This window comes from Citrobacter werkmanii (genome assembly GCF_008693645.1).
Lineage (GTDB): Bacteria > Pseudomonadota > Gammaproteobacteria > Enterobacterales > Enterobacteriaceae > Citrobacter > Citrobacter werkmanii.
Map to the genome: position 1 here is coordinate 3346821 of NZ_CP044101.1, position 15777 is coordinate 3362597.

The 15777-nt window shown below is 51.1% G+C and carries 12 protein-coding genes; 6 read left to right on the forward strand and 6 right to left on the reverse strand.

Going from position 1 to position 15777, the window contains the following annotated elements; genetic code table 11:
* Positions 1 to 93 precede the first annotated feature (93 nt).
* Positions 94 to 2079, forward strand: coding sequence for a ligand-gated channel protein (locus FOB24_RS16870; RefSeq protein ID WP_087855914.1), 1986 nt, complete (start codon positions 94 to 96; stop codon positions 2077 to 2079).
* Between the two features lie 865 nt (positions 2080 to 2944).
* Here the strand turns inward: FOB24_RS16870 and lysP are convergent.
* Both lysP and yieE read right to left on the reverse strand, forming a co-directional pair.
* Complete coding sequence (gene lysP, locus FOB24_RS16885; RefSeq protein WP_038642000.1) at positions 2945 to 4414, reverse strand: lysine-specific permease; 1470 nt, start codon at positions 4412 to 4414, stop codon at positions 2945 to 2947.
* Positions 4415 to 4609: 195 nt separating this feature from the next.
* Positions 4610 to 5491 (reverse strand): DNA-binding transcriptional regulator YeiE, encoded by an 882-nt coding sequence (gene yieE, locus FOB24_RS16890; protein WP_069323445.1) that lies wholly within the window; start codon positions 5489 to 5491, stop codon positions 4610 to 4612.
* A 244-nt stretch (positions 5492 to 5735) separates the two neighbouring features.
* Between yieE and FOB24_RS16895 the strand changes: the two genes are divergently transcribed.
* From FOB24_RS16895 to FOB24_RS16905, 3 genes are all read left to right on the forward strand, one after another.
* Positions 5736 to 6785, forward strand: coding sequence for a YeiH family protein (locus tag FOB24_RS16895; RefSeq protein ID WP_038642005.1), 1050 nt, complete (start codon positions 5736 to 5738; stop codon positions 6783 to 6785).
* A gap of 72 nt (positions 6786 to 6857) precedes the next feature.
* On the forward strand, positions 6858 to 7715 hold the full coding sequence (gene nfo / locus FOB24_RS16900) for a deoxyribonuclease IV (protein WP_121529286.1): 858 nt from the start codon (positions 6858 to 6860) through the stop codon (positions 7713 to 7715).
* A gap of 2 nt (positions 7716 to 7717) precedes the next feature.
* A complete protein-coding gene (locus FOB24_RS16905) occupies positions 7718 to 8806 on the forward strand; it encodes a sugar kinase (protein WP_069323444.1) in 1089 nt (362 codons plus the stop codon).
* Between the two features lie 43 nt (positions 8807 to 8849).
* Here the strand turns inward: FOB24_RS16905 and FOB24_RS16910 are convergent, their stop codons facing one another.
* The 4 genes from FOB24_RS16910 to hypT all read right to left on the reverse strand — a co-directional run bounded on the left by FOB24_RS16910 (position 8850) and on the right by hypT (position 13276).
* Complete coding sequence (locus tag FOB24_RS16910; RefSeq protein WP_121529287.1) at positions 8850 to 10100, reverse strand: NupC/NupG family nucleoside CNT transporter; 1251 nt, start codon at positions 10098 to 10100, stop codon at positions 8850 to 8852.
* A gap of 96 nt (positions 10101 to 10196) precedes the next feature.
* Positions 10197 to 11132 (reverse strand): pseudouridine-5'-phosphate glycosidase, encoded by a 936-nt coding sequence (locus tag FOB24_RS16915; RefSeq protein ID WP_038642013.1) that lies wholly within the window; start codon positions 11130 to 11132, stop codon positions 10197 to 10199.
* The gene (locus FOB24_RS16920; RefSeq protein WP_085047870.1) at positions 11120 to 12061 is read right to left on the reverse strand and encodes a pseudouridine kinase; all 942 of its coding nucleotides are present in this window, start codon (positions 12059 to 12061) and stop codon (positions 11120 to 11122) included. Before FOB24_RS16920 ends, FOB24_RS16915 begins: the two co-directional genes overlap by 13 nt.
* Before the next feature lie 303 nt (positions 12062 to 12364).
* On the reverse strand, positions 12365 to 13276 hold the full coding sequence (hypT, locus tag FOB24_RS16925) for a hypochlorite stress DNA-binding transcriptional regulator HypT (protein WP_079226151.1): 912 nt from the start codon (positions 13274 to 13276) through the stop codon (positions 12365 to 12367).
* A 353-nt stretch (positions 13277 to 13629) separates the two neighbouring features.
* On the opposite strand from hypT, the gene FOB24_RS16930 reads away from it, so the two are divergent.
* Both FOB24_RS16930 and FOB24_RS16935 read left to right on the forward strand, forming a co-directional pair.
* Positions 13630 to 14349 carry a cysteate racemase gene (locus tag FOB24_RS16930; protein WP_087857399.1) on the forward strand — a complete coding sequence of 240 codons (720 nt, stop codon included), beginning with the start codon at positions 13630 to 13632 and terminating at the stop codon, positions 14347 to 14349.
* A 73-nt stretch (positions 14350 to 14422) separates the two neighbouring features.
* Positions 14423 to 15721, forward strand: coding sequence for an anaerobic C4-dicarboxylate transporter (locus tag FOB24_RS16935; protein ID WP_085047868.1), 1299 nt, complete (start codon positions 14423 to 14425; stop codon positions 15719 to 15721).
* Positions 15722 to 15777: the final 56 nt, after the last annotated feature.

Here is a 15777-nt window from a genome sequence, read left to right on the forward strand (position 1 = left end):
TTACTGAAAAGAGTCCTTAAAAGACAAATACATACAATTGTCATGGCCTTTCACATGACGCGCAGTTTGATTCATTTAAATGGAATGATACAAATGACTATACCTCACGTTAAGGCTGTAGCTGCCGCAGTATGCGTCGCCAGTCTCCCATCACTCGGCCATGCCGCTGAACAGGACACCGTCGTCGTCACCGCTACCGGCTTCGAGCAGAAAATTCAGGACGCCCCCGCGTCGATATCTGTTATTACCAAGCAGCAAATTGAAGACAAAGCCTATCGCGATGTCACCGATGCGCTAAAAGATGTCCCAGGCGTCGTCGTCACCGGTGGCGGCAGCAGCAGCGATATCAGTATTCGCGGTATGGCTTCGCAATACACGTTGTTCCTGGTCAACGGCAAACGCATCAGCACACGCAGCACACGACCTAACAGCGATAACTCAGGGATTGAACAAGGCTGGTTACCGCCGCTGGAATCCATCGAGCGTATCGAAGTTATCCGTGGACCAATGTCATCGCTTTACGGCTCTGATGCGATGGGTGGCGTTATCAACGTCATCACCAAAAAAGTGTCGAATACCAAAGCCTGGACCGGCTCCTTACATGGCGATGCCACTTTCCAGGAAGACAGGGATTCCGGTGATATTTACCAGACGAATGCCTATGCGTCCGGGCCGCTGATTGACGGGTTACTCGGTGCGAAGGTGACCGGATTATTCTCTCATCGTGCCGAAGATGAAATCCTCAATGGCTACAATGAACAGCGTATGCGTAACGGGGGTTTAACCCTCAACTTCACGCCGGATGATAAAAACGACATCGACTTCGATTACGCACGTGAACTGCAGGATCGTGACAGTACGCCGGGCAAATCCAGGGCTGAAGAAATCTGCCGCAACGGAAGCTGTAAGCCCAACAGTAAAAGCGAAAGCAAGTATGTGCACACCACATATTCACTCACCCATAGCGGCTATTACGACGACTTCAACTCCACCAGCTATATCCAGCAGGAAGAGACCGACAACCCTGGTCGCCAGATGAAGTCCTACAACACCATCTTTAACAATCAGAACCAGATTTTCCTCGGGGCGCACACCCTGACAGTAGGTGGACAGTACCGTTATGAGAAACTGCGCGATAACGGCAATCAGTTGCAAGCTGCCGATGGGCTGAACAAACTGACCCGCTGGAGCTGGGCGCTGTTTGCTGAAGATGAATGGGCTATTACCGATACCTTCGCGCTGACCGGCGGTCTGCGTATGGATAAAGATGAAAACTACGGCGACAACTGGACACCACGCGGTTACGGCGTCTGGCATCTGAGCGATCAATGGACCTTGAAAGGTGGCGTATCCGCAGGCTATCGCGCACCGGACCTGCGTCAGTCTTCTGCAAGTTGGGGGCAGGTCACCGGCGGCGGTCGTCTGAACGGGATCATTGTCGGCAACCCGGATCTGAAGCCAGAGAAAAGCCTGAGCGAGGAGATCGGGTTATTGTGGGATAACGGCAACGACCTCAACGCGGGCGTGACGCTGTTCAATACCGACTTCAAAAACAAAATTACCGAAGTGCGTCGCTGTAACAGCAGTTCCGACCCGGCCTGCACCATCGGTGGCACCCATTATGATTTCGTCAGCGATCGTGTGAACGTCGATAAAGCCAATATGCGCGGCGTAGAATCCACCTTCGGCTGGAAAATCACCTCCGACGTCAACTGGACGGCGAACTACACCTATACGGAATCTGAGCAGAAAAGCGGTCAGTTCTCCGGTCAGCCATTAAACAAAATGCCAAAGCATATGTTTAACACCACGCTGGACTGGCAGGCAACGCAGGATCTCGGTTTCTGGAGCCGTCTGAATCTGCGCGGTAAAACGTCGGAGTACCTGAGCCGTACCTCCATGGCACAGGGTACGCCATCGTATACGCAGGTCGATGTTGGTTTACGCTACTATGCTACCAAGGATCTGCTGATGACCGCCGGCGTGTATAACGTGCTGGATAAGCAAATCGATTATGACACCTACGACACCGTTCTCGATGGCCGTCGTTACACGGTTGGCCTGACTTACAGCTTCTAAGTCTGGCGCAATAAAAAAAACCCGGCAAGGTGAATGCCTAATGCCTGTTAGTTAAGCATGTATGGAGAATATTTTATTCCGCTACGGGGTTCCGTTCACCTCAGCGGTATTACTTCTCTGAATCACAGATACCCGTGAACGTGCAAGGGAGGCTCACCGCCGCCTCCCTTGCATCCCAGGCTCCCGGCGGGAAAATCGTCGCTGCGCGATTCATTCGTCTTATGCCGTCTGCCTGTCGGGTCGGGGCCGAGCCTGCGTCCCTGCAGGCCATCCCCTCTGCCCGCATCCCTGCGGGCAGACCCGGTCAGCCGTCAACGACTCATCGATTTTCAGCCGGACCGGAGTCATCGCTTCAACGCTCTGACTTCCAGTTAAATCTGTTTTGCTGTTCAGACCAAAAAACGCAGATGGTGAAGTGTGGGCTGGTCCGGCTGAAAATTGCCGACGTGTTTCCGTAAGGCCGGGAGAGCCAGCATGAATGCTGGCTCAGGGCGCGCTTTGCAAGGACGCTACCTCGCGCCCGGCCCGGTAGCCTGAAGGAATAAGCGGAGGGTATTGCGCAGCAACAATTTTCCTGCCGGGAGCCGGGATTGTTAAGGGTGCGGCGATAGCACCCTTAACACGTTCACTGGCGTTCAGTGTACAGAGAAGCGATGAACATGAGGTGAACGGAACCCTTTCTCAGAGAGAGCATGTTCATTATCCCGCCAACACATGTTGATGCTTTCTGAAACTGAGATGTTAACTGAACATGGTGAGTGGCGAGGGGGGGGGGTTATTGTCTGCCGGATGGCAGCATGGAGGGCTTACCCGACCTACACTATCTTACGTAGGTCGGATTAGCACGGTGCCAGCAGGTACAAGATTACTTCTTCACGCGTCCAGGGAATTTCATTTCACTGTAGCGAACGAAATGAGTGCCTTTCGTCAGCTTGTAACCAAACCAGATAATCAGGAACAGTGGAATACCGATATAGGTTGCCATCACGCCGCCCCAGTCAATACTATCCTTCAGGAACGCTTCGTAGTTCTGACCCAGAGTGATGATCAGGCACAGCACAAAGGCAAAGATCGGCCCCAGCGGGAAGAAGCCAGAACGATACGGCAGATCCTGCACATCATGCCCCTGCAGCACATAACCACGACGGAAACGATAATGGCTGATAGCAATCCCTAACCAGGCGATAAAGCCCGTCATCCCGGAAGTATTCAGCAGCCACAGGTATACGGTCTGGTTGCCAAACATTGAGGTCAGGAAGCACAGCCCCGCCACCACCGTAGTTGCATATAGTGCGTTACGCGGCACACCACCACGAGACAGTTTGGCGAAGATACGCGGCGCTTTACCGTCGCAGGCCAGGGTGTAAAGCATACGCGTTGAGGCATACATCCCGGAGTTACCCGCTGACAGTACCGCCGTCAGGATAACCGCGTTCATTACCGCCGCCGCAGACAGCAGACCCGCATGCTGGAATACCAGCGTGAACGGGCTAACGCTGATGTCTTTCACATCGTTACGCAGCAGGCTTGGATCGGTGTACGGAATGATCAGGCTAATAATCAAAATCGCGAACACATAGAACAGCAGGATTCGCCAGAACACCTGACGCACCGCGCGTGGAATATTCTTCTCAGGATCTTCCGATTCACCTGCCGCGATACCAATAAGCTCAGTTCCCTGGAAGGAGAAGCCGACAATCATCGCCACGCCAATCATAGCGGCAAAACCACCGGCAAACGGCGCATCACCGGTCGTCCAGTTGCTCCAGCCCACCGGCTGAGCGCCTTTGAAGATACCGAAGATCATCATTACGCCAACCACGATAAAGATAATCACGGTGGTCACTTTGATCAGTGAGAACCAGTACTCCGCTTCGCCAAACCCGCGCACGGAAATGTAGTTCAGCAGGAAGATAACGCCGAGGAACAGCGCACTCCAGATCCAGCCTGGCGTGTCCGGGAACCACCAGCTCATTACCAACTGTGCGGCTACCAGGTCAACGGCAATTGTCACCGCCCAGTTGTACCAGTAGTTCCAGCCCAGCGCGAAGCCGAAGCCTTCTTCTACATAGTTCTGACCGTAGGTGGAGAACGAACCGGAAACTGGCATGAAGGCTGCCAGTTCACCGAGACTGGTCATCAGGAAGTACACCATCAGACCAATCAGAATATACGAGAACAACGCGCCGCCAGGACCCGCCGCAGAAATAGTTGCACCAGATGCAACAAAAAGACCTGTACCGATGGAGCCTCCGATGGCAATCATCGTCAGGTGACGCGCCTTCAGTTCACGACGTAGCGTGGGCGCTTCTGTGGTTTTAGTTTCGGAAACCATGTGAAAATGCTATCCATCCAAAAAATGAGGCGCGATTGTAGCAGACGAAAGGGCTTTCTTCCGGCACAAATGCGCTGTTATAAGAGACCTTCATGACTGGCCGCGGATTATAAGTAAAGCAGAAAATGGGCGGAGCATGGCGGTTAAGACGAAACCGCCGTTATACATAGAGGTGATATTACGCCAGTGAGTGCCTTATTCGCCCTGCGCAACCTGATCGCTGTAATGTAAAAAGCGCGTAATGGCATTAGAGAGATGCTTTTGTCGATGATGAACGCGCCAGAGCGTGCGAACTAAACGCGGCAGCGGCACAGGGACTTCACTCAGCGTACCCGCCTGTAACTGTTCTGCAATGACCCGACGCGACAAACAGCTGATACCGAGCCCATGGCGGACCGCATGCTTAATGGCCTCGGAGTTACCCAACTCCATCGCCATCTGGAATCTCGGCAGATGCGATAACAACAGATAATCTACCAGTTCACGCGTACCGGAGCCTCGCTCACGTAAAATCCACGGCGAAGCAGCCAGTTGATCCAGCGTCACGGGACCTTTTGTCAGCGGCGAAGATGGGGCGGCAAACACCACCAGTTCGTCCTCCAGCCATGGTTCAGAGATAATTTCTGTGCTGTGACACGGTCCTTCGATCAGCCCAATATCTACCCGAAAATCCAGAACAGCGTTGATCACATCCTGGCTGTTACCCACGCTTAGCTCCAGCGGTAAATCGGGAAAATCCTGGCGATAGCGGGCGATCATGGCGGGCAAAATGTAATTGCCAATGGTGCTGCTGGCATAGACGCGAATCGCACCATTATCCTCACGAAAAAGCTGTTCGATTTCTATCGTTTGCTCAAGTAACGCCAGCGCGCGCGGGTAGAGCAAGCGCCCGTGCTCATTGACCACCAGCCGCTTGCCAACGCGGTCGAAGAGCTGTACGCCAAGCTGCCCTTCCAGATCGGTAAGCGCCGCACTCACCGCCGACTGCGACAATGCCAGCATGACAGATGCCTGAGTCGTCGAGCCGCTTTTCAGTACCTCAGCAAACACTTCAAGTTGTCGCAGGGTGATATGCATAGTCGTTTTCCACCGGATATCCGTTACTTATACCCTAAATAATTCGAGTTGCAGGAAGGCGGCAAGAGAGAGCATCCCCGGGAGCGTACTTAAGTACGTGACTGGGGTGAACGAGCGCAGCCAACGCGCATGCAACTTGAAGTATGACGGGTATACCACTTATATAGATTAATTATAAATATATAATCAATTTTATTTTTAAACCACATCGCCGTACTCTTTTACCCAGATAAAGGAGAAGGATATGACAGAACTCACCTTACAGACTCATCGTCGTACAGCGTGGCATTTTATTCCGGGGCTTGCCCTGAGTGCAGTTATCACTGGGGCCGCCTTATGGGGGGGATCCATTCCCGCCGTTGCAGGTGCCGGGTTTAGCGCCCTCACCTTAGCCATCTTGTTTGGGATGGTTATCGGCAACACCGTGTATCCACAAATCTGGAAAAGCTGCGATGGCGGCGTACTGTTTGCTAAACAACATTTATTACGCCTGGGGATAATCCTCTACGGTTTCCGCCTTACCTTCGCGCAAATTGCTGACGTCGGCGTCAGCGGTATCGTAATCGACATATTAACGCTCAGCAGCACCTTCATGATTGCCTGCTTCCTTGGGCAGAAAGTGTTTGGTCTGGACCGTCACACCAGTTGGCTGATTGGCGCGGGCAGCAGCATCTGTGGCGCCGCCGCGGTACTGGCAACAGAGCCTGTCGTTAAAGCCGAAGCCAGTAAGGTGACGGTCGCCGTCGCCACGGTGGTTATCTTCGGTACTATCGCTATCTTCCTGTATCCGGCGATGTATCCGCTGTTAGCGCACTGGTTTACTCCCGAGACTTACGGGATTTACATTGGCTCCACCATGCATGAAGTTGCGCAGGTTGTTGCCGCCGGACACGCCATTAACCCGGATGCTGAAAACGCCGCGGTTATTGCCAAAATGCTGCGCGTCATGATGCTGGCTCCGTTCCTCATCCTGCTGGCCGCACGAGTAAAACAACTGTCTCCGGCAACCGGTGGTGAGAAGAGCAAAATCACCATTCCATGGTTTGCCATCATGTTCATTGTGGTGGCGATTTTTAACTCTTTCCACCTGCTGCCGCAGTCGGTAGTGAGTATGCTGGTGACGCTGGATACCGTGCTGCTGGCAATGGCGATGGCCGCACTGGGGCTAACCACTCACGTGAGCGCCCTGAAAAAAGCTGGTGCTAAACCTTTGCTGATGGCGCTACTGCTGTTTGTCTGGCTGATTGTAGGCGGTGGTGCGATTAACTTCGCTATCCACGCGCTAATGGCATAAACGATCACGACTAACGTTAGTTGACCCGCTATACTCTTCCTTTTTTGAATTTGAGTATGGCGGGTTTAATTCATGAAATACATCGGAGCGCACGTAAGCGCCGCTGGCGGTCTGGCTAACGCCGCTATTCGGGCCGCAGAAATCGAAGCTACCGCATTCGCCCTGTTCACCAAAAATCAGCGTCAGTGGCGCGCCGCGGCGTTGACCACTGAAATCATTGATGATTTCAAATCCGCTTGCGAGAAGTATCACTATACTTCCGCTCAGATCCTGCCTCACGACAGCTACCTGATTAATCTCGGCCACCCAGTCAGCGATGCGCTGGAAAAATCACGCGATGCATTTATCGATGAAATGCAGCGCTGTGAACTGCTCGGTTTATCGCTGCTCAACTTTCATCCGGGCAGCCATTTGATGCAGATCCCGGAAGATGAATGTCTGGCGCGCATTGCTGAATCTATCAACATCGCCCTCGCTCAGACCCAAGGGGTTACGGCAGTTATCGAAAATACCGCCGGACAGGGCAGCAATCTCGGATTTAAGTTTGAGCACCTTGCCGCCATTATTGATGGTGTTGAAGATAAATCCCGTGTTGGCGTCTGTATTGATACCTGCCACGCTTTCGCTGCCGGTTACGATTTGCGTTCTGTCGAGGAATGCGAAAAGACGTTTGCGGAATTTGAACGTATTGTCGGTTTCAGCTATCTACGCGGTATGCACCTGAACGACGCCAAGAGCACGTTTGGCAGTCGCGTCGACCGCCACCACAGCTTAGGTGAAGGGAATATTGGCCACGACGCTTTCCGCTGGATCATGCAGGACAATCGTTTTGATGGCATTCCGCTGGTGCTGGAAACGATTAATCCGGATATCTGGGCAGAAGAGATTGCCTGGCTGAAAGCCCAGCAAACAGAACAAGCGGTGGCGTAATCATGAACGACAGGGAAAAGCAGATCCTTAAGATCCTGCGTCGCAATCCGTTGATTCAGCAGAATGAAATCGCCGATATTCTGCAAATCAGCCGTTCTCGCGTCGCTGCGCATATTATGGATTTGATGCGTAAAGGCATGATCAAAGGTAAAGGTTATATCCTTACCGAACAGGATTATTGCGTGGTTGTCGGAGCAATCAACATGGATATTCGTGGTGTTGCAGACATCCATTATCCTCAGGCAGCCTCTAATCCTGGCAGCATTCACTGCTCGGCAGGCGGCGTAGGACGCAACATCGCCCACAACCTGGCGCTGCTGGGCCGTGACGTTCACTTAATTTCCGCTGTTGGCAGTGATTTCTATGGGGAAACATTGCTGGAACAAACGCGTCAGGCCGGTGTTAACGTTGCAAGTTGCATACGCCTGCATGGGCATAACACCTCAACCTACCTGTCGATCGCTAATCAGCAGGAAGAAACCGTACTGGCAATTAACGATACCCATATCCTGCAGCAATTAACGCCGCAGTTGCTGAACGGATCGCGAGATTTGATCCGCCATTCCGGTGTCGTACTGGCAGATTGCAATCTGACCGCCGAAGCCATTGAGTGGGTCTTTACTATTGCTGATGATATTCCGGTATTCATTGACACCGTTTCAGAGTTCAAAGCGGCAAAAATGAAGACATGGTTTACGCGTATTCATACGCTAAAACCAACGCAGAAAGAGCTGGCGATTTTGTGGGGCCAACCTATCCATTCAGATGCCGATCGCGTACTGGCCGTCAATAGTCTGCATCAGCAAGGGGTAAAACGGATCTTTGTCTGTCTGGAAGATGAATCTGTTTTTTGCAGCGAAAAGGACGGAGAACAATTTTTACTGACGCCTCCCAATCATACGATCGTAGACAGTTTTGGCGCCGATGACGCTTTTATGGCCGGATTGCTGTACAGCTTTCTGGAAGGTAGCGAGTTCCGTGAAAGCGCTCACTTTGCCATGGCCTGCGCGGCATTATCGCGAGCCAGCGTCAGCATTAACAACCCAACCCTTTCGGCAGATAACGCCTTATATTTGCTGCAAACAGCTTAAATGTAATGCCGGATAGCGCCACGCTTATCCGGCATTATTCTCACTATGCTATACCGATAAAGAAACCCGCTATGGTGGCGCTCATCAGGTTTGACAACGTTGCTGCTGCCAGCGCGCGCATTCCAAGCTGCGCGATTTCCGGGGCTCGCTGTGGCGCTATCGCCGAAAATGCGCCGACGACAACGCCAATCGAACCAAAGTTAGCGAACCCGCACAGCGCAAACGAGATAATCGCAATGGTCTTCACATCCAGTGTTCCGCCGGTTTGCAGATACGGCGAGAAGTTGAGATAGGCGACAAACTCGTTGATTGCCAGCTTCTGTCCAATCAGGCTACCTGCCAGCGTCGCCTCGCTCCAGTCCACGCCCATAATCCACGCCAGCGGGGCTAACACATAGCCAAAGATCCCTTCCAGGGTGGCGTGACCAAAACCAAACCAACCACCAATTCCGCCGATAATGCCGTTAATCAGCGCAATAATGGCAACAAATGCCATTACTACCGTCGCCACGCCTGCGGCAATTTTCAGCCCGGTCATCGCCCCGCTCGCCGCTGCTTCGATGATGCTTTTCGGCGGCGTTTCGGTAAATGACAGGTTCTCAAAGGTGACGCGAGATTCTTCAGTTGCCGGACTCAGCATACGCGCAAATAAAATACCACCAGGGATTGCCATCAACGATGCCGCCAGCAGATAGTCAATCGGAACGCCCATTCCAGCGTAACCAATCATCATTGAGCCAGCAATCGAGGCCATCCCGCTACAGATAGCGGTAAATAGCTCATTGCGATTCAGCCGGTCAATAAACGGTTTCACGATTGCCGGGATCTCGTTTTGCCCGAGGAAAATCGTGGTTACTGCGACAAATGACTCGATCTTACTGATGTTTAACGCTTTCTGGAAAATACCGCCAAGGATGCGGATCAACAGCCCCATCACGCCAATGTAGTAGAGTAGACTGATCAGCGCGGTCACAAAAATGATGGCCGGGAGCACCCGAAAGGCGAAGATAAACCCGGCTCCGTCGAACAGCACATCCATTTTTGGCCCGACCAGGGAGCCAAAGATAAATGCACTACCCGCGTCACTGTATGACATCACCTTGTGGACACCGAGCGCGGCCTGTTCAACCAGCCATTTCCCCGGCGGGAAATAGAGCATAATGCCGCCGATTGCAATTTGCAGCACCAGTGCTGCCCCGACCGTACGCAGACTAATACGCTTTTTATTTACTGACAGCAGAAACGCGATAGTCAGTAATACCACCATACCCACAACACTTCTCATTATATCCATAATGAAATTCCCTTCATGCCAGGAAACCCGGCGTTACCGCCAGGTTTTGGTAGGTTTGCTATCCGCGGGCGACCGCATTCTGCCCGGAAAATTTGGTCAGGCGAGGCGTTGATACTCCTTCGCAATTTCACAAGCCAGTACCGCGTTGTTGAACACCAACTGAATATTTGATTTCAGGCTGTCACCGCCGGTCAGCTCCGCAACGCGCGCCAGCAGGAACGGCGTACTCTCTTTGCCCACAACCCCCTGCTCTTCCGCTTCTTTTACCGCCCGATCGATTGCCGCATTAATTTTCTCTTCAGCCATCGCAAACTGTTCCGGGATTGGGTTTGCAACAACCAGACCGCCGTCGAGACCTGTCTGCCATTTCACCGCCATGGCACGGGCAATCTCTTTTGCGCTGTCCAGACGGATACTGACCTCAAACGGACTGGTTCGGCAGAAAAATGCCGGCAACGCGTTAGTCTGATATCCAATTAACGGCACGCCAAAGGTTTCTAAATATTCGGTCGTTAAACCGAGATCAAGAATAGATTTCGCCCCGGCACAAATTACCGTGACATTGGTATGCGCCAGTTCTTGCAGATCTGCGGAAATATCAAAGGTATGTTCAGCACCACGGTGAACACCACCAATCCCGCCCGTCGCAAATACTTTAATTCCCGCCAGGGAGGCAATAATCATGGTTGAGGCAACTGTCGTCGCACCATTTTTCCCTGCAGCAACCACAAATGGTAAATCACGACGACTGACTTTAGTAACGCTATGCCCCTCTCTTCCAAGCAACTCAATTTCATCTTTGCTTAAACCAACTTTCATTACCCCGCCAATAATGGCAATGGTCGCAGGAACTGCCCCGTGCTTACGAATAGTTTCTTCTACTTCAATAGCAGTCTGGGCATTCTGCGGAAATGGCATACCATGAGAAATAATGGTTGACTCGAGGGCAACAATCGGTTTTTTACTGTTTAATGCTTCCTGTACTTCTGGAGATATTTGTAATAATTCAGAGGAAAGAGTTAATTCAGACATTCTGTGTTCTCCACGATTGAGATAACATTCGCAACAGACAAATCAGGGTTATTGGTATATTCACAGGCTAATGCCATTGATGAACAACCCTGCGCAAATCGAACCGAATCAATAAAGGGCATGCCGTCTACCCAGCAGGAAGCCAGTCCCGCCATCATCGCATCGCCAGCCCCGGTAACATTAATGACGTGAGTTTTAATCGGCAGCGACCAACCGCAATCCCCCGCAATATCACTGTAATAAACTCCGTCACCGCCCATGCTGAGCACCAGGCGATTTAAGCCGCGATCGTGAAACCAGGCGGCCACTTTGCCAACATCATCACGCCCGGAAAGCGCAATACCGCTCAGCGTTTCGGCTTCAAGCCGGTTAGGTTTGAGGGTGTGAATTTGTCCAAGCCGCTCGCGAACTTTGACGCATTTCCATGCCGATACCGGGTCGACAAACACCGGAACATCTCCGGCATTATCCAGCACCCATGCAAGGGCGTCTTCGCTGATATTGCAATCGGCGACGATAACTTTCGCCTGCCGAATAAAATCATGCTGCTGCGATAAAAAACTCGGTGAAATATGTTCGGTAATGCTCATATCATTAATGGCAACCAGCATTTCACCGGTGTTATCAAGCAGAGATAAATAACTCGATGTATTCTCTCCCGGAACGATAAGACACTTATCAACATGTACTCCGGATAGATTAGTTTGCGCCAATAACGATTGACCATAAAAATCATTACCAACCGCGGTCAGTAACCACGAATTTTTACCCAGTAGCGCGAGATTATGTGCAATGTTGCGTCCAACTCCGCCGGGGGTGAATTTTATCTTTCCTGGATTCGAATCCGCATAATTTAGAGAAGCATGCGAATACCCAGCAACATCCATATTGGCTGAGCCAATAGTTACTATGTATTCCTTTTCACGCATAGCACGTCCCCTGGCAATTATCTTGCCACAAATGAGTTCGTTAAGAATAACCACCGCCACACACAAAATTATTAGAGCACATGTTCAGTATCGAACATGTGTTTATAGTAAGCATGTTTTTGACAAAGTAAATCTATCTGCAAGAACCAAAGTCAATAGATATGAACAGAATCACAATTTTTTATAGATACAGTTTGTAAGGGAGAGAGAAAATGAGAGGTAGTACACAAATTAAGCAGGCTAAAAAGTATAACTCCGGTATAACCGGAAATTTTTCAGATGCGCCAGGCGAGCTGGCGCGTCTCAGGTAAGCGAAACCAGGTCCTCTGGCATATGGTTGTACAAAATACGCCAGAAATGTTCAGCCGTTTTATTCAATCGGGTATCCATCCGGTAAATATAGGCCTGAATAGGTACCATCAGTTCAGGTGTCTCCAGGCGCACCAGACGCTTATCGCGCAGCTCGTTGACGATCGACCACGCTGGTAGCCAGGCGATCCCATGCCCATCCAGCGCCATGTTTTTCAACAACTCACTCATCGAAGACATAAACAACGTTCGTGCTGAAATGCCGCCAACTTCCGCTAACTGACGGTTTACCAATCTTCCCATGTAGGATGTGCTGGTATAGTTCAGAATCGGCGCCTGCGGCTGATAGATATCAAACAACGCGTTCCCCTGTCCATCGGTAGCACAGACAGGATAGAGCTCTGACTCAAAAACCTTCAAGCCACAGAAAGGCGACTGCATTAAATCCTCGTCACGAAACGAGATAATAAAATCACTTTTCCCCTCGCGCAGGGTATTCACCGCTTGCACCACATCAATCGCCTCGACGTGCCAGACAAATTCTTCCCCCCAGGCCGCCATTGAATGCACTAACCGGGGCAACATGGTCAGCGACAAAGAATGCGCTGCCGCGATTTTTATGTTGGGGACCCCAAGCAGATTGTGACCACTGAGTTCGTCCAGATTACATTCCAGCTGTTGTAGCAGGCTACGCGTTTGCGAATGGAATAACTTGCCCTCCTCCGTCAATTGCAGCGGCGTCGTCGTGCGATCAAACAGCTGCACCCCCACGGCTGATTCGAGCGCTTTGATCCTCCGGCTAAATGCCGGCTGAGATATATTGCGCTCCTCCGCAGCCTGGGAAAAATGACGGCATGCCTCCAGCGTCAGGAAATCATATAACCATTTTGTCTCAATATTTTTCATGCCTGTCACGCGGATGTTTAAATATGCTGATGAGCCTAAAAACATCATGCCTGAACAATTCCAAAGATGGTATTGACGATTAGCCCATAATGATTCGTTTTTTGCATCAAGCCTTCGTTTTTGACATTAACATGTCAGCGTCACCATCCAGCCGCAACCCTACTCTGCTTGCAGATCTTCAGGCTCCGCACCCTATCCTGACCTCATAGAACGGCGAAAAAAACTACAGTCATGCGGTTTTTGCATTAAGCCAAACATTATTGCATTTCTCGTCGCGACGCTCTGCTGTTAAACATTAGGGCAAGATAAAACACAGACTGAATATTATTTAATGGTTAAACGAGGTATATATCGTGAAAGGTTTAATTGGCGTACTTGGTGGTATGGGACCTGCTGCAACCGTCGATCTATTTAATAAATTCGTCACATTTACTGCAGCGCAACGCGATCAGGAACATATTCCATTAATTATTTCATCCATTCCTGATATACCCGACCGTACTGACGCATTAATGCGTCATGGTAATTCCCCGCTTCCGGCCATGCGTGATTATATGCATAAACTCGAAGATGCTGGCGCGGAGTGTATTGTGATCCCGTGTAATACCGCCCACTTTTGGTTTAAAGAGTTAAAAGAATCCTGTCATACGGAGTTGCTGAGTATTGTGGAGACAACCCTGAATGAGGTTAGAAGCTGCGGAAAATCGCGCATCGGACTGCTGGCTACCAATGCCACGTTGTACATGGGTCTCTACCAAAAGGGGATAGAGTCTCTTGGGTTAACCTGCGTCAGCCCTGATTCTTCCAGCCAGGAAAAAGTCATGGAAAGTATTTATTGCCTGAAAGCAGGAGATGTTAAGCAAGCACAAATATTAATGAATGAACAGGCTGAAGCACTTTTTGCACGCGGCGCGGAAGTCATCGTTCTGGGATGTACTGAAGTCCCCGTTATCCTTGCTGAAGCCGTCAAGAAATCACCAGCAAAATATATTGATTCAACCGGTTCATTGGTTCGTGCCGGAATTAAGTGGTATGAAAAACGCGTTGGAAAAAGCCACCTTCTGGCGCAATAAAAAAACCACAATTTAACCATCACATTTAATAAAAGCCATTCTTATAGCGAATTATTATCTGGCGGAGGCCATTATGCTTTGGTTGGAAATTATCGTAGTATTAGGCGCAATATTTTTCGGCATCCGCCTCGGCGGAATTGGTATCGGTTTATGCGGTGGGCTGGGGTTGGCTATTTTAACCCTGGGATTTGGTCTGAAAATTGGCTCGCCGCCTGTGGACGTCATTCTTATTATTATGACGGTGGTTGTGGCGGCATCAGCGCTACAGGCAGCCGGAGGCATGGATTATCTGGTACGCATTGCCGGTAATTTTATGCGTCGTAATCCTAAATATATCAATGTTATTGCACCGATTATCACCTGGTCGATGACCATAATGGCGGGAACAGGTTTCATTGTCTTTTCCACCCTGCCGGTGATTGCCGAAGTTGCGAAAGAGTCAGGCATCCGCCCTTCTCGTACGCTCGCAGGCTCCGTAGTGGCGTCCCAGGTGGCAATATCCGGCTCGCCGATCAGCGCCGCAATGGCCGCAATGCTGACCATCATGGAAGGAAACGGTATCAGCTTTATCCAGGTTATGGCGGTATGTCTGCCCGCCTCGTTTGTTGCCGCGATGGTTGGGGCATTCATCGCCTCGCGCCAGGGATGTGAACTCCAGGACGATGAGGTCTATCTGGAACGCCTGCAGAAAGGGCTGGTGCGCAAATACGAAGGGCAAAACAGTACCACACCGGGTGCAAAACTTTCCGTCGCCCTGTTTATGCTGGCCACGGTGCTCATCGTTATTCTTGCCGCATTCCCGCAGCTACGCCCTGGATTTGATGTTGGCAGCCCAATGAATACGCGGGATATCATTATTATCTGCATGCTGGCTGCCGCTTGCCTGATGGTGGTGCTGTGCAAAACATCTACAGATGCCATTGTCCTGACGTCAACTTTTCGCGCCGGGATGAGTTCGCTGGCAGTCATTCTCGGCATTGTTACGCTGGGAACCACATTCATTGACGCGCACCTAGCGGAGATTAAGGACATCGCGGGGAATATTCTGCAGGCCTACCCGATGCTGCTGGCTCTGGTATTGTTTGGCACCTGCGCGCTGCTCTATTCGCAGGGAGCCACCACGCCGTTGATTATCCCGCTTGCCGTCGCGCTTGGCGTTCCTACCTGGGCAATTCTGGCTTCCTATGTGGCTGTGACCGGCGTGTTTGTTCTCCCAACGTACCCGACTTCACTGGCGGCGATGGAGTTCGACACCACCGGGACAACGCGCGTAGGTAAGTATGTCTTAAACCATCCGTTTATGTTGCCAGGACTGGGTGGGATCATCGCGGGCGTTGCCTTTGGCTTTATCATCGCCCCAATGATTGCCTGAGCCGTCTTATTCAGGGGCGCGAAAGATTTCGCCCCTGAATGATTCTCTATTCACTT